This is a genomic window from Enterovirga sp. CN4-39, assembly GCF_049446235.1.
Taxonomy (GTDB): domain Bacteria; phylum Pseudomonadota; class Alphaproteobacteria; order Rhizobiales; family Beijerinckiaceae; genus Enterovirga.
Genome location: NZ_JBMSEF010000008.1, coordinates 221,878 through 242,764 on the forward strand (window position 1 = coordinate 221,878; position 20,887 = coordinate 242,764).

The window sequence follows — 20,887 nt, forward strand, 5'->3', positions numbered from 1 at the left end:
CCGGAGCTTCGGCTACGAGACGGGGAACGTCGCATAAGAGGGTCGAGATGGCGCAGACTAGCAGCGCGGGGAACGAGGCTTACCGTCCCGAGATGGATGGGCCCGCGCATGAGTCCACCTACAATGCCTTTACGCATTTCACTGCGGTCGGGACGATCTTCGTCATCGCGATCGTGGCGGCGCTTGCGGTCGGCGGCATCAAGGGCGCCTGGATCTCCACGCTCGTGATGGTGGTGCTCGCCCATATCGCGGCCGGGATCGGGCTGGTTTCGACGACCCTGTCGTGGCGCCCGGTGGCAGCCGTCCTGGGCGTGCTGCTCCTGATGCTCCTCCTCTACTGATTTCCTGCCGATCTTCTCCGGGCTGAGCGCCGGACAATAAACCGAAAGGGACGGAAATGCGGATCGCTGTCCTGTCCGACGCGCCCTCGGAGACACGCGTCGCGGCAGTGCCCGAGACGGTGAAGAAGTATGCGGGGCTCGGCGCCGACGTCGTGGTCCAGGCCGGGGCGGGCGTCGCCGCGGGCGTGCCGGATTCGGAGTTCGAGGCCGCCGGCGCGACGATCGCGCCGGACGCGGCCTCCACCGCGCGGAACGCCGACATCGTCCTGAAGGTCCGGCGTCCGGACGCGGCCGAGCTTCGCGCCTGCAAGCCGGGCGCGCTGGTCATCGCCATCATGGACCCGCACGGCAACGAGGACGCGCTGCGCGTCGCGGCCGATGCGGGCGTTGCCGCCTTCGCCATGGAGCTGATGCCGCGCATCACCCGCGCGCAGGTCATGGACGTGCTCTCCAGCCAGGCGAACCTCGCCGGCTACCGGGCCGTCATCGACGCCGCCGCCGAATACGGCCGGGCTCTCCCCATGATGATGACGGCCGCCGGCACGGTTCCGGCCGCCCGCATCTTCGTCATGGGCGCGGGCGTCGCCGGCCTCCAGGCGATCGCGACGGCGCGCCGGCTCGGCGCGGTCGTCACGGCGACCGACGTGCGGCCGGCCGCCAAGGAGCAGGTCGAGTCGCTCGGCGCGAAGTTCGTCGCCGTCGAGGACGAGGAATTCAAGCAGGCCGAGACCGCGGGCGGCTACGCCAAGGAGATGTCGGCCGAGTATCGCCGCAAGCAGGCGGAGCTCGTGGCCTCGCACATCGCCAAGCAGGACATCGTCGTCACGACCGCGCTCATTCCGGGCCGGCCCGCCCCGAAGCTCGTCTCGGCCGAGATGATCGCCGCCATGCGGCCGGGTTCGGTCCTCGTCGATCTCGCGGTCGAGCGCGGCGGCAACGTCGACGGCGCGAAGGCGGACGAACTCGTCACGACGCCGAACGGCGTGAAGATCGTCGGCTATTCGAACGTGAGCCGGCTCGCGGCCACGGCCTCGAGCCTCTACGCCCGCAACCTCTACGCGTTCGTGGAGACGCTGGTCGACAAGGCCGCCAAGAGCCTCGCCGTCAAATGGGACGACGAGCTCGTCAAGGCGACGCTGCTGACCCGGGACGGTGCGGTCGTGCATCCGCTCTTCGGGGCCACCGCGCGGCCGGAAGCGGCGCCCGCCGCGGCTTCCCCGGCCGAGGCGCCCTCCACCGAAGACGCCGTTACCCTCTGATCCCTTCGTAATCGGCCCCGCCGGGCTCCGGAGTTCCCGCATGGCGACCACCGATCAACAGGCCCTCGAGAGCGCCCGCGCCTCCGCGGCCGCCGCCCGACAGGCCGCCGAGGCCACCCAGGGCTATCTCGACCAGATCCGCGGCCTCAGCGCCGCCGCGAGCGCCGCGACCGGCGGCCATGTCGACCCGGTCGTCTTCGAGCTGGCCGTCTTCGTCCTGGCCGTCTGCGTCGGCTACTACGTGGTCTGGTCGGTCACGCCGGCCCTGCACACGCCGCTGATGTCCGTCACCAACGCGATCTCCTCCGTGATCGTGGTGGGCGGATTGCTCTCGGTCGGGGTCGCGGCGGCCCCGATGCTCGGCTCGGGCACGACCTGGGCCCGGATCTTCGGCTTCATCGCCGTGATCCTCGCCTCCATCAACATCTTCGGCGGCTTCCTGGTCACCCAGCGAATGCTCGCGATGTACCGCAAGAAGGGCTGAGGCCGCCGCCATGTCGCCGAACCTCTCCGCCCTGCTCTACCTCGTCTCCGGGGTCCTGTTCATCCTGGCCCTGCGGGGCCTGTCGCACCCCACGACCTCACGGCAGGGCAACCTGTTCGGCATGGTCGGCATGGGCATCGCGATCCTGACGACGCTCGCCGGCCATCCGCCGGCCGGTGCCATCGCCTGGATCCTGGTGATCCTCGGCCTCGGGATCGGCGGCGGCATCGGGGCCGTCGTGGCCAAGCGCGTCCCCATGACGGCGATGCCGCAGCTCGTGGCGGCGTTCCACTCGCTGGTCGGCCTCGCGGCGGTCCTCGTGGCAGCCGGGGCGCTCTATGCCCCGCAGGCCTTCGGCATCGTGAACCCGGCTTCCGGCCGCATCTACGGCGCGTCGCTCTTCGAGATGGCGCTTGGCGTCGCCATCGGTGCGCTGACCTTCACGGGCTCGGTGATCGCGTTCCTGAAGCTCGACGGGCGCATGTCGGGCAAGCCGATCATCCTGCCGCAGCGGCACCTGCTCAACATCGCGCTCGCGGTGCTGCTCGTCATCCTGGTCATCGTGCTGATCCGGACCGAGAGCTACGTCGCGTTCTGGGCGATCGTGCTCGTCTCGTTCATCCTCGGAGTGACGCTCATCATCCCGATCGGCGGCGCGGACATGCCGGTCGTCGTGTCGATGCTGAACTCCTATTCCGGCTGGGCCGCCGCCGGCATCGGGTTCACGCTGCAGAACATGGCGCTGATCATCACGGGCGCCCTCGTCGGCTCCTCGGGCGCGATCCTGTCCTACATCATGTGCAAGGGGATGAACCGGAGCTTCATCTCCGTCATCCTCGGCGGCTTCGGCGGCGAGACAGCCGGTCCGGCGGCCGGCGCCGCCGAGACGCGCCCCGTCAAGCAGGGCTCGGCCGACGACGCCGCCTTCATCATGAAGAACGCCTCGAAGGTGATCATCGTGCCCGGCTACGGCATGGCGGTCGCCCAGGCCCAGCATTCGCTGCGCGAGATGGCCGACAACCTCAAGAAGGAGGGCGTGGAGGTGAAGTACGCCATCCACCCCGTCGCCGGCCGCATGCCCGGGCACATGAACGTGCTCCTCGCCGAGGCGAACGTCCCCTATGACGAGGTGTTCGAGCTCGAGGACATCAACGGCGAGTTCCCGCAGGCCGACGTCGCCTTCGTGATCGGCGCGAACGACGTCACCAACCCCTCGGCCAAGACCGACCCGTCCTCGCCGATCTACGGGATGCCCATCCTGGACGTCGAGAAGGCCAAGACCGTGCTCTTCATCAAGCGCGGCATGGGCTCGGGCTATGCCGGCGTCGAGAACCCGCTCTTCTTCAACGACAACACCATGATGCTCTTCGGCGACGCGAAGAAGATGGTGGACGAGATCAACAAGAGCCTCGCGCATTAGGGCCAGCCCGGGCAACGGGGCGCCGGCGAGAGGCCTGGATTGCCAGCGGCCAAGCTTCGATCGTAACGTTCCCCCGGGACAGGGGGACGGAATGGCGGGACGTTTCCTGGCGGCTCTGACGAGTTGCCTCCTGCTCGGCGGATGCGCGACCGTCGATTACGCAGACCTTTCGCCCGGCAAGCTGTCCGGCAGCCTCTTCGTGATGTGGGTTGGCGAGGGCGAGGGTTCGGAAGACGGCCGCTTCCTGTTCGTGCCCGATCCCGACGCACCACTGACGTTCCGGCGGCCCGACCCGCAACAGCCTGGTGCCATCGTGAAGCCCGACATGATGTACACCGACGGCGGCTCGATTCCCCGCATCGCCCAGGTGTTCAATGGGCTCTCTCCCTGGGGCTATGCGCCCGCCTACATGATCCACGACTGGCTCTTCGTCGCCAGGCACTGTCTCGTGGACGGCGATCCCACAACCCAGCATCGGCTACTCGCCGACGTCACGTTCGAGGATTCCGCCGAGATCCTGGGGGAAGCCATCAAGGGCTTGATCGCGGCTAAGCGCGTCAAGCCCAACGATTTGGCCGGGAGCGCCATCACGGGCGGGGTGGGGAGCGTGGTCGCTAGGCAGCTCTGGGATGCCCGCGGCGCCTGCGCCGAGAACCGCGTTTCGGCTGCGGATCGAGATGCCGCCGAGGCTGCTATCCCTGGGTCCTCGAAGGCGTTCCAGCGCTCGATTCCGGGCCGGCGGCCTGCCCGGATCGTGACGCGCGTAACGCTCTGAAGCCGGCCTGGCGCGGGGTGCAGTCATAGCGCCAGCTCCCAGTTCTGGCCGACCAGGTCGTGCCCGAAGGAGTGGTGGCGCTCCTCGGCCACGAGCTTGAACCCCGCCTCGACATAGATCTTCCGGGCCGCCCCCAGGATGTCGTTTGTCCAGAGCGTGAGGGTCCGGTAGCCGGTCGCGCGCGCGAAGGCGATGCATTCTCCGACGAGCCGCCGGCCGATCCCGAGGCCGCGCGTCTGCGGCTCCACGTAGAGAAGCCGCAGCTTGGCGACGCTGTCGCTTTCCCGGACGCAGAAGATCGAGCCGACCACCTCGCCGCGCCTTTCCGCGATCCAGCAGCGCTCGCGCTCGGGATCGAAGTTGCGGATGAAGCTCGCCGTGATCCCGGCCACCAGGGCCTCGAACGTATCGTCCCAGCCGTATTCCGTCGCGTAGAGGACCGCCTGGCGGTGGGTGATCCAGCCCATGTCGCCGGGCCTGTGAGGCCCGAGCGTGAAGCCCTCCTCCGGCGCATCGCCTAGGATTTCCTGGATCTCCGCCATGGCGCGCAGGAGCGCCCGGCGCCGGCCATCGGTGAGCGGACCGAGCAGGCGCGCCACCTGCTCGCGCGAGGCGAGATCGAGCGGCCCGAACGCCGCGTGGCCCATTTCGGTGAGCGTCAGGCGGGCACGCCGCCCGTCATCCGGCGCAGCTTCCCGGCTCAGCAGGCCCGCCGACCGGAAGCGCTTGAGGATGCGGCTGAGATAACCCGCGTCGATTGCGAGGTCGCGGACGAGGTCGCCGGCCGTGGCCTCGGCTCGGTTCGCCAGCTCGTAGAGGACGCGCGCCTCGGCCAGCGAGAAGCCGCTGTCGAGGAGGCCCTCGTTCAGGAGGTCCGCCTGCCGCGTGTAGAAGCGCGTGAAGCCCCGCACCGCCGCGATCGCGGCTTCGTCCGTCCCGCCCATGACCCGTCACCGCTTTCCAGGCGAGACTGGCCAGAATATTTGACTGCGTCAACTATATGGTGGCGGCGCTCTGTCGGTCGTGAACGAGCCGGTGAATGAAGGCGAGCTTCTTCTCCACCGCGGGCGACAGCACGAAGGGGTACAGATCGCTCTGGCCCATGCAGCGGTTCACGCTGTTCAGCGCGAACGCGATGGGCAGCCAGGTTCGGATCAGCGGCTCGAAATCGCCCGGCCCGTAGACATCCACGTCCGCCTCCGCGGCGAGCAATCCCGTCTGGTCCCCCTCCGGCCGGACGCTCATGCCGAAGGCGCGGGCCATCTCGAGGCAATCGACGATGTGGAGGTAATGCGCCCATGTCTCGGCGAAATCCTCCCAGGCATGCGTGGTCGCGTAGGCGGAGATGTAGTTCTCCTGCCAGTTCGGCGGGACGCCCTGCTCGTAGTGGCGCTTGAGGGCCTCGCCGTAATCCTCCTCGTCGTTGCCGAACACGGCCCGGCACTCGGCCAGCCGGCCGCCATCCCGCACCAGGATGTCCCAGTAGAAGTGCCCGACCTCGTGCCTGAAATGGCCGAGCAGCGTCCGGTAGGGCTCCCCCATGGCGGCGCGGCGCCGCTCCCGTTCCGCGTCGTCGGCCTCGGCGAGCGCGATCGTGATGAGGCCGTCGTCGTGGCCGGTCATCACCTTGGGGCCGGTCGGGGTCGGCGGATCGGCCAGGAAGTCGAAGACCAGCGGCTCGTTCGCCTCGCCCTGGGCGGGCGTTGGCAGCCGGAGCCGCAGCAGTTGGTAGAACAGGCGGTGCTTGGCGTCCTCCATCTTCCGCCAGGCTTCCTGCGCGCCGGGCTGGCTGAGATCCGGGATGGTGCGGTTGTGCCGACAGGCGCGGCAGAGCGTGTCGGGGCTCTCCGCCCGGATCAGCCAGTTGCAGACCTCGTGCTCGGCGTTGGAGCAGAAGCGGTAGAGGCCGCCGTCGCTCGCCAGGGATCGCCAGGCGCCGTCGCCGCTCGGCTCCAGGGCGGCCAGGATGTCGGCCTCGGGAATGTAGCCAAGGCGGTGGCCGCAGCGCTCGCATTTCACGTTCTCGAAATAGAGCAGCTGCCCGCAATGCGGGCACTTGAACAGCTTCATGCGGCCGGCTCGGTCGTTCTGTGGTGCGGGGAGCAGGCCGAACAATTGCGGGCGCACCACATTGTTCCTGGCCTCTATTTCACCTAGCCCGAGCACGATGGAGAGCAGCGGCTCAGGACTTCTCCGCTTGGTCGGCAACGCGGTGCTGATCGGGGGGCTCATCTACCTCGCCCTTCTCGCCCTGCTCTACACGCAGCAGCGGCGGCTGCTCTTCCCGGCCTCGTCCCTGCGCGTGACGGCCGCGGAGGCCGGCCTGCCCGAGATGCAGGATGTCGAGATCAGGACGGCGGACGGCGAGCGCATCCTCGGCTGGTGGAAGCCGCCCGAGCCCGGCCGCGCCCTCATCCTCTACTTCCACGGCAATGGCGGCAGCCTCTGGAACCGCCGCGAGCGGGTGCGTCTGCTCACGCGCGACGGTCGCGGCCTGCTGATCGTCAGCTATCGCGGCTATTCCGGCTCCACGGGCTCGCCGTCCGAGGAGGGGCTGCGCGAGGACGCGCGGGCGGCGCGGGACTGGCTGAACTCGTATCAGCCCGAGCGCATCGTCCTGTACGGCGAGTCGCTCGGGACGGGCGTTGCCGTCCGCCTCGCGACGGAACGGCCCGTGGGCGGGGTGATCCTCGACGCACCCTACACGTCGACGGCAGACGTCGCGCGCGGGGTCTACTGGTTCCTGCCGATCGCCCTCCTGATGCGCGACCAGTTCCGGTCGATCGATCGCATCGGGGACGTGAAGGTGCCGCTCCTCGTGATGCACGGCGAGGACGATGCCGTGATCCCGATCGCGCTGTCGGAACTCCTGTTCAACGCCGCCAACGAGCCGAAGCGCTATGTGCGCCTGCCCGGGATCGACCATGTCTCGATCCTGGAGGCAGGCGGCATCGACCATGTCCGCTCCTTCCTGGGCGAGGTCGAGAAGCGGCTCGCCCCCGGCGAGGCGGTCAGGCCTTGAGCGGATCGTGGCCCCAGTTCATGAGCGAGTAGCGCCAGCGCGAATGCGTCTTGTCCTCCTTCGGCCCGCCCTGCGCCATGTGGCGGTGGACGTAGCCGACGACCTTCCGCATGTGCCGGTAATCGTCCTCGGTCAGATCGCTCTTCCGCCGTCGCCGGATCTCGACGATCCGCCGCCCCTCCTGGTGCCCGACGGCCTCGCTCTCGCCTTCGTGGGTCCAGCCGACCGAGCGGCTCTCCTCCGTCCGGAGCCACTTCTCCAGGGCTGCCGGGCTCATGTTCACGGCCGACCGGAAATCGGCCCAGACCCGCTTGCGCTCCGCCTCGTCCAGGCTCTCGGCACCTTGCGCCATCGGCGATCTCCCTTCCCGGCCGACAACGCCGCGGAAGGGATCCCCGATCGGACCCGCTCGAACTCGTGAACGGCGCCCGCTACTGGAACGGGTTCAGCGACGCCACGCCGGCGCCGCGCCCCCGCCGGGCGATGCTGTTGCCCGGATCGATCGTGGTCGCCCGGCTGAAGCTCTCCTGCGCCTCGGTCTTGCGGCCGAGCTTGTCGAGCGCCACGCCGCGCCACGCCCAGGAATCGGCGTCCTTGTTGTTGATGTTCAGCGCCGCGTTGAAATCCTCGACCGCCTTGTCGAGCTGGTTCGTGGTGATCAGGCTCTGGCCGCGCGCCGCATACGGGGCGGCCACATAGGCGTTCCGGTCGATGGCCGCGTCGAAATCGATGATCGCCTCGCGATGGCGCCCCATGCGCTGGTAGACGAGGCCGCGGGCGTGCAGCGCTTCCGCCGATTCCGGCGTCAGCCGGATCGCCTGGCTCAGGTCGGAGAGGGCGGCGTCGTAGTTGCCGCGCGCGCGCTCGAGATTGGCGCGGCCGATATAGGCCGGGCCGTAATTCGGATCGGACTCGATGGCGCGGGAGAAATCCGCATAGGCCGCGTCGTTGCGGTTCGTCTGCCGGTTCGCCAGGCCGCGATTCGTATAGGCCGGCGCGTTGTTCGGATCGATCTGCAACGCCTTGCTGAAATCGGCGATCGCGTCGCCGAACCGCCCGGACCGGGCGAGCGCGGCGCCCCGCGTATTGTAGGCGCTCGCATCGTTCGGATTGCGCTGCACGACATCCGTGAGCGACTCGATGTTGATCGAGGCCGTCCCGGTCTTGTCCTCTTCGAGGACCGCGACCTGCGGCCCGCGTCCCGTCTGCCCGACGGTGTTGCACCCCGCGAGCGCGGCCGACAGCGCAGCCGCCCCGATGATGCCCCACTTCCGTCCGCTTGACGCAACCATAAGCTCAAACTCCCGTCCGCCGGCCGGAAGGTGTCGGCTCGTGGTTAGGAAAAACTGAAGAGATCAGATCGCCGGGGTCGCGGCAACCGGACGCGGGGCCGCCGGGCGAACCTCGCCGGGGCGGCCAGGGCGAGCGCCGCCACGCGGCGGCGGCTTCGGCTTGGACGGCAGCAGGCCTTCGCGCTGCATGCGTTTGCGGATCAGCTTGCGCGCGCGGCGAACGGCCTCGGCCTTCTCGCGCGCCTTCTTCTCCGATGGCTTCTCGTAATGGCCACGGAGCTTCATCTCGCGGAAGATGCCTTCGCGCTGCATCTTCTTCTTCAGGGCGCGAAGCGCCTGGTCGACGTTGTTGTCCCGAACGAGAACCTGCACGCGTGCTCCTCGAGGTGCCTCTTCGCTGACCGCCAGCGTAAATCTCGGAAACGACTAAAGGGCGCAACCGCGCAGGCCTGCGCCGAAGCGCGGCCGATAGCAGAGTCGCAAAACCCTGTCCAGGATGATCTCAGCAGAATTCAGGACTTTCTCAGGAGCCGGTAAAGACCCTCGTCACATGGCCCATTTTGCGTCCGGCGCGGGCCTTGGCCTTCCCGTAATGGTGGAGATGCGCGCCGGGTGTCGCGAGGATCTCCGGCCAGGCCTCGATGTCCGTGCCGATCAGGTTGCGCATCTCGATCCGCCCCCGGCGAAGGGTGGAGCCGAGCGGCCAGCCGCAGATGGCGCGGACATGCTGCTCGAACTGCGAGGTCTCCGCCCCCTCGACCGTCCAGTGGCCGGAATTGTGCACCCGGGGCGCGATCTCGTTCACGAGGATGCTCGCGCCCTCGCCTTCGCCGACCACGAACATCTCGACCGCGATCACGCCGACATAGTCGAGCGCCTCGGCGATGCGCCGGGCCGCCGCGATGGCTATCTGCTCCGTCGCGGCCGGAAGCCCGCTCGGCAGCCGCGTCACGTCCAGGATCCCGCCCCGGTGCTCGTTCCAGCACGGATCATAGGCCGCGAAGGCGCCGTCCCGTCCGCGAGCGCCGACGATGGAGATTTCCTGGCTGAAGCCGACGAAGCCTTCGAGGATCGCCGGGGCGCCGCCGAGCTGGGCCCAGGCTTCCTCGGGTGAATCGCCGGGCCCGATCCGGACCTGGCCCTTGCCGTCGTAACCGAAGCGGCGGGTCTTCAGGATGGCGGGTGAGCCGAGCTCGGCCAGGGCTTCGGCCAGTTCGGCCGCGCTTCCGACTACCCGGAAGGGTGCCGTCGGAATGTCGAGCCCCGCCACGAAGCTCTTTTCGACGAACCGGTCCTGGGTCGTCGCGAGCGCCTTGGCGCCCGGATAGAGCGGATGCGCCGCGGCGACGATCTCGGCCGTCCGGGCCGGGACGTTCTCGAACTCGTAGGTGACGACGTCGACCGCCTCGGCGAAGGCCCGCAGCGCCGTCTCGTCCTCGTAATCGGCGACGGTGTGCCGGGCGGATACGTCAAAGGCCGGGCTGTGCGGATCGGGACAGAGGACGTGCGACCTGACCCCGAGCTGAGCGGCCGCCAGCGCCAGCATGCGGCCGAGCTGGCCGCCGCCCAGAATCCCGATCGTGGCGCCGGGCGCGAGCCGGTCAACCATCGTCGCGCGGCCGCTCCGCGACCTCCTCGGTCCGGGCGAGACGCCAGGCATCGAGCCGCCGCGACAGCTCCTTGTCCCCGAGGGCCAGGATGGAGGCGGCCAGGAGCGCCGCGTTCACGGCGCCGGCGCGGCCGATCGCCAGGGTGCCCACGGGCACGCCGGCCGGCATCTGCACGATGGACAGGAGGCTGTCCTGTCCGGAGAGCGCCTTCGATTCGACGGGAACGCCGAGCACCGGCAGCGTCGTCATTGAAGCCGCCATGCCGGGCAGGTGCGCGGCGCCGCCCGCGCCCGCGATGATCACCTTGAAGCCCGCATCCCGTGCGCCCTTCGCGAAGTCGAAGAGCCGGTCCGGCGTGCGGTGCGCGGACACGATGCGGTCGTCGTGGGGAATGCCGAGGGCGTCCAGCGTTTCGGCGGCATGCCGCATCGTGGCCCAGTCGGATTGGCTTCCCATGATGATCGCGACGGGTGCTTCACCCGTGTTCATGCCCGTCTGTCCCCGCGGAAAAGGGCCGCTTAGAGGAGGGCACGGGGTTGGGCAAGCGTTCGCCGCAGGCGCCCGGCCTCTCCCCGGGGCCCGCCATGCGGGTCGGGAGGGCGGGGGCCCTCCGCGTCAGGCGATGATGTCGGGCGTGACCTGGTCCTCGAGGAAGGACATCCGATCCTTCAGGATCAGCTTTCTCTTCTTCAGACGCTGAACCTGAAGCTGGTCTCCGCCGTTCATGTTCTCGAGCGCCTCGATAGCTGAATCGAGGTCGCGATGCTCCTGTCGGAGCCGCGACAGCTCGGCCTGCATCGCAGCTAACGGATCGTCGTCCTGTTCCAGCTCCATCGCGGCTCCCGAGCGTCGCAATGTTCACCCGAAGGCGGCTGCGACTATGCTGCCGCCCCGGCATCGCAGCAAGGCTGCCCTGCGGTCAAGCTGCGGCGCCTCGCCACAGGTTCGCCACGAATCGAGTCGCACACTTCATCCGCTAGCAACAGGTGAGGAGACATCAATGCCGCTGCAGAATCATCTGTCCGAGCTTGAGCGCCGTCACGAAGCTCTCGAGCGCGAGATTCATGGTATCGCCGCACGTCCCTCGGCCGACCCGGTAAGAGTGGCTGAACTCAAGCGGCGGAAGCTGCAGCTCAAGGACGAAATCTACCGCCTGAAGCGGCCGTCCCACTAAATTCGCATTGAAGCTCTGAGATTTTGCCGCCGCCCGCCAGGGCGGCGGTTTTCGCTTGCCTTCAGACGGCCTGCGCCATCTCGCGCAGGCGGAATTTCTGGATCTTGCCCGTCGAGGTCTTCGGCAGTTCCACGAACACGACGTGGCGCGGCACCTTGTAATGGGCGAGGTTGGCGCGGCACCAGGCGACGATCTCCTCGGGCGAGACCATCTCCGAGGGCTTGAGCTCCACGAAGGCGACGGGCGTCTCGCCCCATTTCTCGTCGGGCTTCGCCACCACGGCCGCGGCCTGGACGGCGGGATGCTTGTAGAGCGCCTCCTCGACCTCGATCGAGGAGATGTTCTCGCCGCCCGAGATGATGATGTCCTTGGACCTGTCCTTCAGCTGGATGTAGCCGTCGGGGTGCTTGACCCCGAGATCCCCGGAGTGGAACCAGCCGCCCGCGAAGGCGGCTTCGCTGGCCTTCGGGTTCTTCAGGTAGCCCTTCATCACGACGTTGCCGCGGAACATGACCTCGCCGAGCGTCTCCCCGTCGGCCGGAACCGGCTCCATGGTCGCCGGATCCCGCACGTCGAGCGCGTCCAGCGGCACGTAGCGGACTCCCTGGCGCGCCTTCCTGACAGCCTGGTCCCCGGCCGGCAGGTCGTCCCATTCCGGATGCCACTCGTTCACCACGGCCGGGCCGTAGGTCTCCGTCAGGCCGTAGACATGGGTGACGTTGAACCCGGCCTGGGCCATCGCGGCGAGGACGGCTTCCGGCGGCGGCGCGGCCGCCGTGATGAACTCGACGCGGTGCGGCAATTCGCGCCTGTCTCCCGCCGGCGCGTTCAGCAGCGTCGACATGACGATGGGGGCTCCGCACAGATGCGTGACCCCGTGATCCGCGATGGCGTCGTACATCGCCTTCGCCCTGACCCAGCGCAGGCAGACATGCGTCCCGGCCAGGATCGAGATGGTCCAGGGGAAGCACCAGCCGTTGCAGTGGAACATCGGCAGCGTCCACAGATAGACGGGATGCCGGCCCATCCCGGCCGAGAGCACGTTGCCGATCGCCGTCAGGTAGGCGCCGCGATGATGGTAGACGACGCCCTTCGGGTCGCCGGTCGTGCCGGAGGTGTAGTTCAGGGCGATGGCGTCCCACTCGTCGGCCGGGGGCTGCCACGCGAAGCCGGGATCGCCCTCCGCGACCAGCGCCTCGTATTCCACCTCGCCGAGGCGCTCGCCGGGCCCGTCATATTCCGGGTCGTCGTAGTCGATCACCAGCGGCGTCCGGCCGGACTTCGCGAGCGCCGCCTTCACGACCGTCGAGAACTCCCGGTCCGTGATCACGACCTTGGCCTCGCCATGGTCGAGCGTGAAGGCGATCGTCGCCGCGTCGAGCCGGGTGTTCAGGGTGTTGAGCACCGCGCCGCACATGGGCACGCCGTAATGGCATTCGAGCATGGCCGGCGTATTGGCCAGGACCACGGCCACCGTGTCGCCAGGCCCGACCCCACGCCTGTTCAGGGCCGAAGCCAGCCGTCTCGCCCGGGCGTAGAACTCCGCATAGGAGCGGCGGAGCCCGCTATGGACGATCGCCGTGCGATCGGGAAAGGTTTCTGCCGCACGTTCCAGGAACTGGAGCGGGCTCAGCGGCTGGTGGTTCGCCGGATTGCGATCGAGATCCCGGTCGTAGGCGGACACGTGGCCCCTCCCCTCAAGCTTTGCCTCAGCTTTAGGGGGCGAGTGCACCGCCCGCAATCATGACGGCGCGCGCTCAGAAGTCGATCGCGCGACCGCCGATTTCCCAGTCGTCGTAGCGGACGGGCTCGAGGCCGCCGCGACCGTTGTGCTCCGGGTTCCGGGCGATCTCGGCGGCCCGTCGGTCCACTTCGGCCCGCCGCTCGGCTGCCTCGGCGAGGGCGCGCCTCGCGGCCTCGCTCAAGGATTTTCCGTGGGCGGCACCGAGTGGTGCGTCTTGTCGCGCCCCCCCTTCAATTCCCACATTCACGGCAGGGATATCGGTCATTCTACGGAGGTGGAGGACGGGATGAACACCGTCAAGACATGGGTTCTTCTGGCGGGGCTCACGGCGCTGTTCGGCGTGGTCGGTTATGCGCTCGGCGGCACGACCGGCATGGTCATGGCGCTCGGCTTCGCGGCCGCCACGAATCTGTTCGCCTTCTGGAACTCGGACCGGCTCGCGCTGTCGGCGCACGGGGCCGTCGAGGTCGATCCGCGCTCCGCGCCCGATCTCGTCGCGATGGTCGGCCAGCTCGCGTCGCGCGCGGGCCTGCCCATGCCGCGGGTCTACGTGATCGAGAGCGCGCAGCCGAACGCCTTCGCGACGGGCCGCAATCCGGCGAATGCCGCGGTCGCGGTCTCGACCGGGCTCCTGCACGCGCTCAGCCGGGAGGAGCTGGCCGGCGTGATCGCCCACGAGCTCGCCCATATCCGCAGCCGCGACACGCTGCTGATGACGGTGACGGCCACGGTGGCGGGCGCCATCTCGACACTGGCGCAGTTCGGCTTCATGTTCGGCGGGCGCGGGGGCGAGCGGACCAATCCGATCGTCGTGATCGCCACCGCCCTTCTCGCACCCATTGCAGCGATGATCATCCAGTTCGCGATCAGCCGGTCGCGCGAATACGAGGCCGACCGCGCGGGCGCGGAGATCTGCGGCAACCCGCTCTGGCTCGCCTCGGCCCTCGCGAAGATCGACCAGAGCGCCCGGCGCATCGTGAACGTGGAGGCGGAACGCCACCCGGCGACCGCGCCCCTCTTCATCATCAACCCGCTGACCGCGGGCGGAGTAGACAACCTGTTCTCGACACATCCCGCGACCGAAAACCGGATCGCCGCCCTCCAGGACCTCGCCCGGTCGGGCTCCGGCCACCCTCCCGCCGTCGGCGCGCGCCGCTCGCCCTGGGGCCGGTCCGCCCGGACGAACCCGTGGCGGTGAGGCGCGCGGGCCGTCCCCCGCAACGCGACGAGAAGCCGGCCGCAGCGCCGTCCGATCCGCCGGGCATGCAGGCACGCCGCGCCGCCTATGCGAGCGTCGCCGAGGTGCTTCGCGGCGGCGCCACGCTCGACGACGTGCTGGCCCGGAGCGGCGAGACCGATCCGCTGGCGAGGGCGATCGCGGTCACCACCTTCCGGCGCCTCGGCACGCTCGGCCGGGTCCTGAACGCGCGGCTCTCCAAGGGGCTGTCGGCCGACGAGCGCTCCTTCGCGCTTCTCGCGACCGGCGCGGCGCAGATCCTGTTTCTCAAGGTTCCCGACCATGCGGCCGTCGACCTGTCGGTCGAGCTCGCCCGCCGCGACCCGAAGCTCCGGCACCTGACGGGCGTGGCGAATGCCGTGCTGCGCCGGGTCGCGCGCGAGCGGGACGACATCCTGGCCGAGGAGGTCTCGCCCCTCGAGGACGCTCCCGTGTGGCTGGCCGAGCGCTGGGCCCGGACCTACGGGCCGGAGCGCGCCACAGCCATCGCCCGGGCCCATCGCGAGGGGGCGACGGTCGATATCAGCATCAAAAGCGATCCCGAGGGCTGGGCCGACCGGCTCGGCGGCACGCTGCTGCCGACCGGCAGCATCCGGCTCGAGGACAAGACGGCGATCCCCGAACTCCCGGGCTTCGAGGCCGGCGAATGGTGGGTGCAGGATGCGGCCGCCGCCATCCCGGCCCGGCTGCTCGCGCCACGGCCCGGCGAGCGCATCCTGGATCTCTGCGCCGCCCCGGGCGGCAAGACCGCCCAGCTCGCGGCGGCCGGCGCGGAGGTCACGGCCGTGGACCGCTCCGCCCCGCGGCTGAACCGGCTCCGGCAGAACCTCGCGCGCCTCGGGCTCCGGGCCGAGGTCGTGTGCCGCGACGGGCTCGCCTTCGAGGCCGAGCCCTTCGATGCGGTCCTGCTCGATGCGCCCTGCACGGCCACCGGCACGATCCGGCGGCACCCGGACGTCGCCTGGACCAAGAAGGAAAGCGACCTCGCGAGCCTCGCCGGCCTGCAGGCCCGCCTGCTCGACCATGCGGCCGGGCTGGTGCGGCCCGGCGGGCGCCTCGTCTATTGCGTCTGCTCGCTCGAGCCGGAAGAGGGCGAGGAGCAGGCGGCCGCCTTCCTGGCCCGGCACCCCGATTTCGAGAGGCAGGCCATCGGGCGGGACGAGACGGGCCTCGGGTCCCAGGCCGTGACGGCCGAGGGCGATCTGCGGACCCTGCCCGACGGGACGGGCCTCCCGGACAGCATCGGCCGGGGATTGGACGGGTTTTTCGCGTTCCGGGTCTCGCGCAAGCCCGGCTGATGCGCCATGGGAGAGTGTGGCTGTCTCAGCCGCACCTCACTCACGCGGGCCCCAGCCTTCCTCAGGGCCCGGTCAAGCGGGATTAGCGTTTGGGTTGGGCAGCCGATCGCTGGCGGCTCTACGGTCTGGCCCTGAAAGAGGCGGGCCGCGTGCCGATCCTCTGGCTTCGCCGCACCGCGCGCAGCGCGGCCTGGCGCGTGTCCAGGCCGGAGCGGCTGCTCTTCGCGCCCCAGGACCTCCGGACCAGCGACCCCACCGTCGCGCAGGACATCTATTCCGGCCTCTTCACCTTCGCGGGCCGGGACGTGGAGACGCGCGGGCGCTCGCCCTTCGAGCTGGAGCCGCCGACGGCGGAATGGGCGCGGGCCCTCTACGGCTTCTCCTGGCTGAGGCACCTGCGCGCCGCCGACACGCCCCTCGCCCGCGAAAATGCCCGCGCGCTGGTCGGCGAGGCGGTCGGTCCGCGGCGGCATGAACTCGCCCGCGGCGTCGCCCGCGAGCCGCGCGTCGTGGCGCGGCGGGTCATCTCCTTCCTGTGCCAGTCGCCGCTCGTCCTCAACGGCGCGGATCCGGCCTTCTACGCCTCGTTCCTGCGGGCGATCGGCCGCGGCGCGGCCGAGCTGGAAGGCGATGCGCTCGCCGCCCGGGTCCCGCTCGACCGTCTCCATGCCGCGATCGCCCTCAGCTACGCCGCGCTCTGCTGCGGCGGGCTCGAGAACCGGTTGAAACGGGCCACCCGCCTCCTGGCGACGGAGCTCGATGCGCAGATCCTGCCGGATGGCGGCCACATCAGCCGCCACCCCGGAATCCTCGTCGAGCTCCTGCTCGACCTCCTGCCGCTCCGCCTGCTCTATTCCAGCCGCTCGATCGAGCAGCCCGAGGCGCTCGGCCGGGCGATCGACCGCATGATGCCCATGCTGCGCTATCTCCGCGGGGGCGGCCGGGAGCTCGCGCTTTTCAACGGCATGGGGCCGACCCCCGTCGACCAGGTCGCGACCCTGCTCTCCTACGACAGCGTCCGCGGCGCGCCGCCGAGCCATGCCGAGCAATCCGGCTATGCGCGGCTGGACGCGGCCGGGCTGGTCGTGATCGCCGATACCGGGCCGGCGCCGCCGCTCGATTCCTCGGCATCGGCCCATGCCGGCTGCCTCTCCTTCGAGATGACCGCCCAGGGCGTCCCCGTGGTGGTGAATGTCGGCTCGTCCGCGGCGCCCGGCCCCGCCCGCTCGGCGGCGCGCCGGACGGCCGCCCATTCCACGCTCGAGCTCGGCGATGTCTCGTCCGGCCTCTTCCTCGAGGATGCCCGGGGCGAGGTCGCGCGCTTCGTGCAGCGGCAGCTCGGGCCCGTCCTGGCGCGCGGCCCCGCCGTGGTCCGGGTGGAGAAGAAGACGGAGCCGGACGGCTCGATCGCGTGCACGGCCCGGCATGACGGCTACGAGCCGCGCTTCGGGGTCACGCACGAAAGGGAGTGGCGCCTCCGGCCCGGCGGCGCGCGGCTCGACGGCACCGACCGCGTCCTCGGGACGGGCCGGCATCGCGAGCGTCCGCCCGCGCCGGTGATCCGGTTCCACCTGCACCCCAACGTCCTGCCGCGGCCCAGTTCGGCGACGGCGGTGGAGCTGACGCTCGGCCCCGGCGGCGAGGTGTGGCGCTTCCTGAGCGAGGATGTCGCGCCGACCCTCGAGGAAAGCATCTATTTCGGCGGGCCGCAGGGCCGGCGCCCGACGACCCAGATCGTCCTCCGGCTTCCGCCGCCCGCGCAGGATGCGCCGACGACAATCCGCTGGAGCTTCGAACGTGTGCTAGAGAGGCACCCGCAGGCGGCCGAGCAAGCCGCCGAAGCGTCACTTGAGCCTGCGGCCGCCGAGACCGCGCCGCAATCCTGACCAGAGTTAAGCCATGCCAAGCGATCTCCGGCGCATCACCCGCGCCCTCCTGTCCGTTTCCGACAAGACCGGGCTCGTGCCCTTCGCGCAGGCGCTGGCCCAGCGCGGCGTCGAGCTGGTCTCCACGGGCGGCACCCATGCGGCCCTCGTGGCGGCCGGCCTGGAGGTGCAGGAGGTCTCGGAGCTGACGGGCTTTCCGGAGATGATGGACGGCCGGGTCAAGACGCTGCACCCGGCCGTGCATGGCGGCCTCCTGGCCGTGCGGTCGAACCCGGAGCACCAGGCCGCCATGCTGGCCCATGGCATCCCCAGCATCGACCTCCTGGTCGTGAACCTCTACCCCTTCGAGGCGACCGTCGCGGCCGGCAAGGGCTATGACGATTGCGTCGAGAACATCGATATCGGCGGCCCCGCCATGATCCGGGCTGCAGCCAAGAACCATGCGGATGTCGCCGTGGTCGTGGACCTCGCCGATTACGACGCGATCCTGGCGGACCTCGCGGACCATGACGGCTCGGTCACGCTGACGCTGCGCAAGCGCCTCGCCCAGACCGCCTATGCGCGGACGGCCTCCTACGATGCCGCGATCTCCAACTGGCTGGCCGGCCAGATCGGCGAGGCCACCCCCGCCTTCCGGGCGATCGGCGGCACCCTCGCGGAAGCGATGCGCTACGGCGAGAACCCGCATCAATCGGCGGCCTTCTACCGCGGCCCCGAGGCGCGGCCGGGGGTCGCGACCGCCCGCCAGGTGCAGGGCAAGCAGCTCTCCTACAACAACGTCAACGATACCGACGCCGCCTTCGAATGCGTGGCCGAGTTCGACCCGGCCCGCTCGGCCGCCGTGGCGATCATCAAGCACGCCAATCCCTGCGGCGTCGCGGAGGGCGAAAGCCTGCTCGACGCCTACGAGAAGGCGCTGCGCTGCGACCCGGTCTCCGCCTTCGGCGGCATCGTGGCCCTGAACCGGACGCTCGATGCCGAGGCCGCGCGGAAGATCGTGGAGATCTTCACGGAGGTGATCATCGCGCCCGACGCCTCCGATGAGGCGATCGCCATCGTGGCCGCGAAGAAGAACCTGCGCCTTCTCCTGACGGACGGCCTCCCGGATCCGCGCTCTTCCGGCCTCGTGGTCCGCACCGTATCCGGCGGGTTCCTGGCCCAGTCGCGGGACAATGCCGTGGTGGACGACATGGACCTGAAGGTTGTCACCAAGCGCGCGCCCACGAACGAGGAGCTGGGCGACCTCCGCTTCGCCTTCCGGGTCGCCAAGCACGTGAAGTCGAACGCCATCGTGTACGCCAAGGACGGCGCCACGGTCGGGATCGGGGCCGGCCAGATGAGCCGGGTCGATTCCTCCCGCATCGCCGCCTGGAAGGCCGCCGAAGCCGCCAGGACCGCCGGCCTGCCCGAGAGCCTCGCCAAGGGCTCGGTCGTCGCCTCAGACGCGTTCTTCCCCTTCGCGGACGGGCTCCTGGCGGCCGCGGAGGCCGGCGCCACGGCCGTGATCCAGCCGGGCGGCTCCATGCGGGACGAGGAGGTCATCCGGGCCGCCGACGAGGCCGGGCTCGCCATGGTCTTCACGGGACACCGCCACTTCCGGCACTGACGGCGTTTACGCTTCCTTGGCCATGGAGCCGCCACCTTTCGGAACAAAGGAACGCGTCCCTCCAGCGGTTCGGCCATGAAGCTCAAGACGATCCTGGCGGCGCTCGCCCTCGCGCCGCTTCTCGCCCAATGCGCCGGGGACGACCTGACCAAGGTCGTCCCATCGGACAAGGTCACGACCACCACGCGCGACGCCGCACAGGCGGCCGCCCTGATCTCGGAATACCGCAAGGCGCGCGGGCTCGGCCCGGTGGTGGCCGACACCGCCCTGAACGGCGCCGCCGAGCACCAGGCCCGTGCGGTCGCGGAGGCCGGAAAGCTCTCGCACGGAGCCTTCGCGACCCGGATGGCGAGCTTCAAGATCGGCGGGCACTCGGCCGAGAACCTGTCGGCCGGTTCGGACAACGTCGCCGGCGCGATCGCGCGCTGGAAGGCCTCCCCCGGCCACAACGAGAACCTGCTCATGCCGCAGGCGCGCCGCATCGGGCTCGCCCGCGCCGACAGCCCGCAGCACGGCTACCGCCATTACTGGGCGCTCGTCCTCGCGCAGTAGCCGCCCGACATTGCGGGATCACGGCAACATTCCCTGAAGGATTGAACCTTTATCCTTCGCGCCCATGGACGTGGTGACCTATGCCCGTCGGGGCGACACGCGACCGGCCGCGGCGGCCGATTCCGACCGGCCGGATCCGGACGGCGCACGCATCGCGTGGGTCGATGCCGCCAAGGGCATCTGCATCATCCTCGTGGTGATGATGCATGCGACCCTCGGGGTCGGGGCCGAGATGGGCCGCGAAGGCTTCATGCACTGGGTCGTCGCCTTCGCCAAACCCTTCCGGATGCCGGATTTCTTCCTGGTTTCGGGGCTCTTCCTCGGCCGGGTGATCGCGCGCGACTGGCGGAGCTACGCCGACAAGCGCGTCGTCCACTTCTTCTACTTCTACCTGCTCTGGCTCGTGCTCCAGTCGGCCGCGAAATACGGCCAGGTCTCGGGCGGCTCGCCGCTCGGCTTCTTCCAGCACCTCGCGCACGGGCTCTACGAGCCCTATTCGACGCTCTGGTTCATCTATCTCCTGGCGGTCTTCTCCGTCGTCACGAAGCTGCTGCGGCACGTCTCGCCGAACGTCCTCCTCGCCGGCGCGGCGGTCCTGCAGATCCTGCCCATCGAGACGGGCTGGCTCGTGGTCGACGAGTTCTGCGAGCGCTGGGTCTATTTCCTGGCCGGCTACCTCCTGGCCGGGCGGATCTTCGGCCTCGCGGATTGGGCTTCCGCCAACCCGCGGCCGGCGCTGCTCGGCATCGCGCTCTGGGCCGTCGTGAACGGGGTGCTGGCCTTCGCGCCCGGCCCGGTCCCGGCCTTCCCGACCCTGGCGGAACTGCCGCTCGTCGGCCTTCTCCTGGGGCTCGCGGGTGCCGTCGCGATCGTGGCGGCGGCCTCGCTCCTCACCCGCAAGGCCGGCCAGGCGGCGGAGCCGCTGCGCTATTGCGGCCAGAATTCGATCGCCATCTATCTCGCCTTCTTCCTGCCGATGGCGGCGACCCGCACCATCCTGATCAAGACCGGCATCATCCAGGACGTCGGGATCGTGTCGCTCGTCGTCCTGATCGTCGCGATCGTCGCGCCGCTGGTGCTCGAGGGGCTCGTGCGCCGCACGCCGCTGTCCTTCCTGTTCCGGCGGCCGGCCTGGGCGCATATCGTGCCGCCGCGCCGGGGCGTGCGGCTCCAGGCCGCCGAGTGAC

General features: G+C 69.9%; 23 protein-coding genes. 13 read left to right on the forward strand and 10 right to left on the reverse strand.

Features of this window, described 5'->3' with window-relative positions; all coding sequences use genetic code 11:
- Positions 1-47: 47 nt before the first annotated feature.
- The 5 genes from ACO2SS_RS15335 to ACO2SS_RS15355 all read left to right on the forward strand — a co-directional run bounded on the left by ACO2SS_RS15335 (position 48) and on the right by ACO2SS_RS15355 (position 4,279).
- On the forward strand, positions 48-341 hold the full coding sequence (locus tag ACO2SS_RS15335) for an aa3-type cytochrome c oxidase subunit IV (RefSeq protein ID WP_423278545.1): 294 nt from the start codon (positions 48-50) through the stop codon (positions 339-341).
- A gap of 56 nt (positions 342-397) precedes the next feature.
- A complete protein-coding gene (locus ACO2SS_RS15340) occupies positions 398-1,600 on the forward strand; it encodes a Re/Si-specific NAD(P)(+) transhydrogenase subunit alpha (RefSeq protein ID WP_423278546.1) in 1,203 nt (400 codons plus the stop codon).
- 40 nt (positions 1,601-1,640) lie between these two features.
- On the forward strand, positions 1,641-2,084 hold the full coding sequence (locus ACO2SS_RS15345) for a proton-translocating transhydrogenase family protein (protein ID WP_423278547.1): 444 nt from the start codon (positions 1,641-1,643) through the stop codon (positions 2,082-2,084).
- A 10-nt stretch (positions 2,085-2,094) separates the two neighbouring features.
- Complete coding sequence (locus tag ACO2SS_RS15350; protein ID WP_423278548.1) at positions 2,095-3,504, forward strand: NAD(P)(+) transhydrogenase (Re/Si-specific) subunit beta; 1,410 nt, start codon at positions 2,095-2,097, stop codon at positions 3,502-3,504.
- A gap of 91 nt (positions 3,505-3,595) precedes the next feature.
- Entirely contained in the window at positions 3,596-4,279 is a 684-nt protein-coding gene (locus ACO2SS_RS15355) for a hypothetical protein (protein ID WP_423278549.1), read from the forward strand.
- Between the two features lie 23 nt (positions 4,280-4,302).
- On the opposite strand, the gene ACO2SS_RS15360 is transcribed toward ACO2SS_RS15355, so the two are convergent.
- Positions 4,303-5,223 (reverse strand): bifunctional helix-turn-helix transcriptional regulator/GNAT family N-acetyltransferase, encoded by a 921-nt coding sequence (locus ACO2SS_RS15360; protein WP_423278550.1) that lies wholly within the window; start codon positions 5,221-5,223, stop codon positions 4,303-4,305.
- A gap of 52 nt (positions 5,224-5,275) precedes the next feature.
- Positions 5,276-6,349 carry a zinc-binding metallopeptidase family protein gene (locus ACO2SS_RS15365; RefSeq protein WP_423278551.1) on the reverse strand — a complete coding sequence of 358 codons (1,074 nt, stop codon included), beginning with the start codon at positions 6,347-6,349 and terminating at the stop codon, positions 5,276-5,278.
- A gap of 127 nt (positions 6,350-6,476) precedes the next feature.
- Between ACO2SS_RS15365 and ACO2SS_RS15370 the strand changes: the two genes are divergently transcribed.
- Positions 6,477-7,301, forward strand: coding sequence for an alpha/beta hydrolase (locus tag ACO2SS_RS15370; protein ID WP_423278552.1), 825 nt, complete (start codon positions 6,477-6,479; stop codon positions 7,299-7,301).
- Here the strand turns inward: ACO2SS_RS15370 and ACO2SS_RS15375 are convergent.
- From ACO2SS_RS15375 to ACO2SS_RS15400, 6 genes are all read right to left on the reverse strand, one after another.
- Positions 7,291-7,653, reverse strand: a complete 363-nt coding sequence (locus tag ACO2SS_RS15375; RefSeq protein ID WP_423278553.1) for a DUF3140 domain-containing protein — start codon at positions 7,651-7,653, stop codon at positions 7,291-7,293. The genes ACO2SS_RS15370 and ACO2SS_RS15375 overlap by 11 nt on opposite strands.
- Positions 7,654-7,732: 79 nt before the next feature.
- Complete coding sequence (locus ACO2SS_RS15380; protein ID WP_423278554.1) at positions 7,733-8,593, reverse strand: tetratricopeptide repeat protein; 861 nt, start codon at positions 8,591-8,593, stop codon at positions 7,733-7,735.
- A gap of 63 nt (positions 8,594-8,656) precedes the next feature.
- Positions 8,657-8,965, reverse strand: coding sequence for a 30S ribosomal protein S21 (rpsU, locus tag ACO2SS_RS15385; RefSeq protein ID WP_423278555.1), 309 nt, complete (start codon positions 8,963-8,965; stop codon positions 8,657-8,659).
- A 151-nt stretch (positions 8,966-9,116) separates the two neighbouring features.
- Positions 9,117-10,202 (reverse strand): 5-(carboxyamino)imidazole ribonucleotide synthase, encoded by a 1,086-nt coding sequence (locus tag ACO2SS_RS15390; RefSeq protein WP_423278556.1) that lies wholly within the window; start codon positions 10,200-10,202, stop codon positions 9,117-9,119.
- A complete protein-coding gene (purE, locus tag ACO2SS_RS15395; protein WP_423278557.1) occupies positions 10,195-10,692 on the reverse strand; it encodes a 5-(carboxyamino)imidazole ribonucleotide mutase in 498 nt (165 codons plus the stop codon). Before purE ends, ACO2SS_RS15390 begins: the two co-directional genes overlap by 8 nt.
- Before the next feature lie 126 nt (positions 10,693-10,818).
- Complete coding sequence (locus tag ACO2SS_RS15400) at positions 10,819-11,037, reverse strand: YdcH family protein (RefSeq protein ID WP_423278558.1); 219 nt, start codon at positions 11,035-11,037, stop codon at positions 10,819-10,821.
- 166 nt (positions 11,038-11,203) lie between these two features.
- On the opposite strand from ACO2SS_RS15400, the gene ACO2SS_RS15405 reads away from it, so the two are divergent.
- Entirely contained in the window at positions 11,204-11,377 is a 174-nt protein-coding gene (locus ACO2SS_RS15405) for a YdcH family protein (RefSeq protein WP_423278559.1), read from the forward strand.
- Between the two features lie 61 nt (positions 11,378-11,438).
- Here the strand turns inward: ACO2SS_RS15405 and ACO2SS_RS15410 are convergent, their stop codons facing one another.
- Both ACO2SS_RS15410 and ACO2SS_RS15415 read right to left on the reverse strand, forming a co-directional pair.
- Positions 11,439-13,061, reverse strand: a complete 1,623-nt coding sequence (locus ACO2SS_RS15410; protein ID WP_423278560.1) for an acyl-CoA synthetase — start codon at positions 13,059-13,061, stop codon at positions 11,439-11,441.
- Positions 13,062-13,134: 73 nt separating this feature from the next.
- On the reverse strand, positions 13,135-13,386 hold the full coding sequence (locus ACO2SS_RS15415; protein WP_423278561.1) for a DUF1674 domain-containing protein: 252 nt from the start codon (positions 13,384-13,386) through the stop codon (positions 13,135-13,137).
- 21 nt (positions 13,387-13,407) lie between these two features.
- Here ACO2SS_RS15415 and htpX point away from each other — a divergent pair, with 21 nt between their 5' ends.
- From htpX to ACO2SS_RS15445, 6 genes are all read left to right on the forward strand, one after another.
- Positions 13,408-14,319: a zinc metalloprotease HtpX gene (gene htpX, locus ACO2SS_RS15420; RefSeq protein ID WP_423278562.1), complete on the forward strand. Its 912-nt coding sequence runs from the start codon at positions 13,408-13,410 to the stop codon at positions 14,317-14,319.
- 65 nt (positions 14,320-14,384) lie between these two features.
- Entirely contained in the window at positions 14,385-15,656 is a 1,272-nt protein-coding gene (locus tag ACO2SS_RS15425; RefSeq protein ID WP_423278582.1) for an RsmB/NOP family class I SAM-dependent RNA methyltransferase, read from the forward strand.
- 89 nt (positions 15,657-15,745) lie between these two features.
- Positions 15,746-17,542 carry a heparinase II/III family protein gene (locus ACO2SS_RS15430; protein WP_423278563.1) on the forward strand — a complete coding sequence of 599 codons (1,797 nt, stop codon included), beginning with the start codon at positions 15,746-15,748 and terminating at the stop codon, positions 17,540-17,542.
- 13 nt (positions 17,543-17,555) lie between these two features.
- Complete coding sequence (gene purH / locus ACO2SS_RS15435; RefSeq protein WP_423278564.1) at positions 17,556-19,148, forward strand: bifunctional phosphoribosylaminoimidazolecarboxamide formyltransferase/IMP cyclohydrolase; 1,593 nt, start codon at positions 17,556-17,558, stop codon at positions 19,146-19,148.
- 75 nt (positions 19,149-19,223) lie between these two features.
- The gene (locus ACO2SS_RS15440) at positions 19,224-19,700 is read left to right on the forward strand and encodes a CAP domain-containing protein (RefSeq protein WP_423278565.1); all 477 of its coding nucleotides are present in this window, start codon (positions 19,224-19,226) and stop codon (positions 19,698-19,700) included.
- Between the two features lie 151 nt (positions 19,701-19,851).
- Positions 19,852-20,886: an acyltransferase family protein gene (locus ACO2SS_RS15445; RefSeq protein ID WP_423278583.1), complete on the forward strand. Its 1,035-nt coding sequence runs from the start codon at positions 19,852-19,854 to the stop codon at positions 20,884-20,886.
- The last annotated feature ends 1 nt before the right edge of the window (position 20,887 follow it).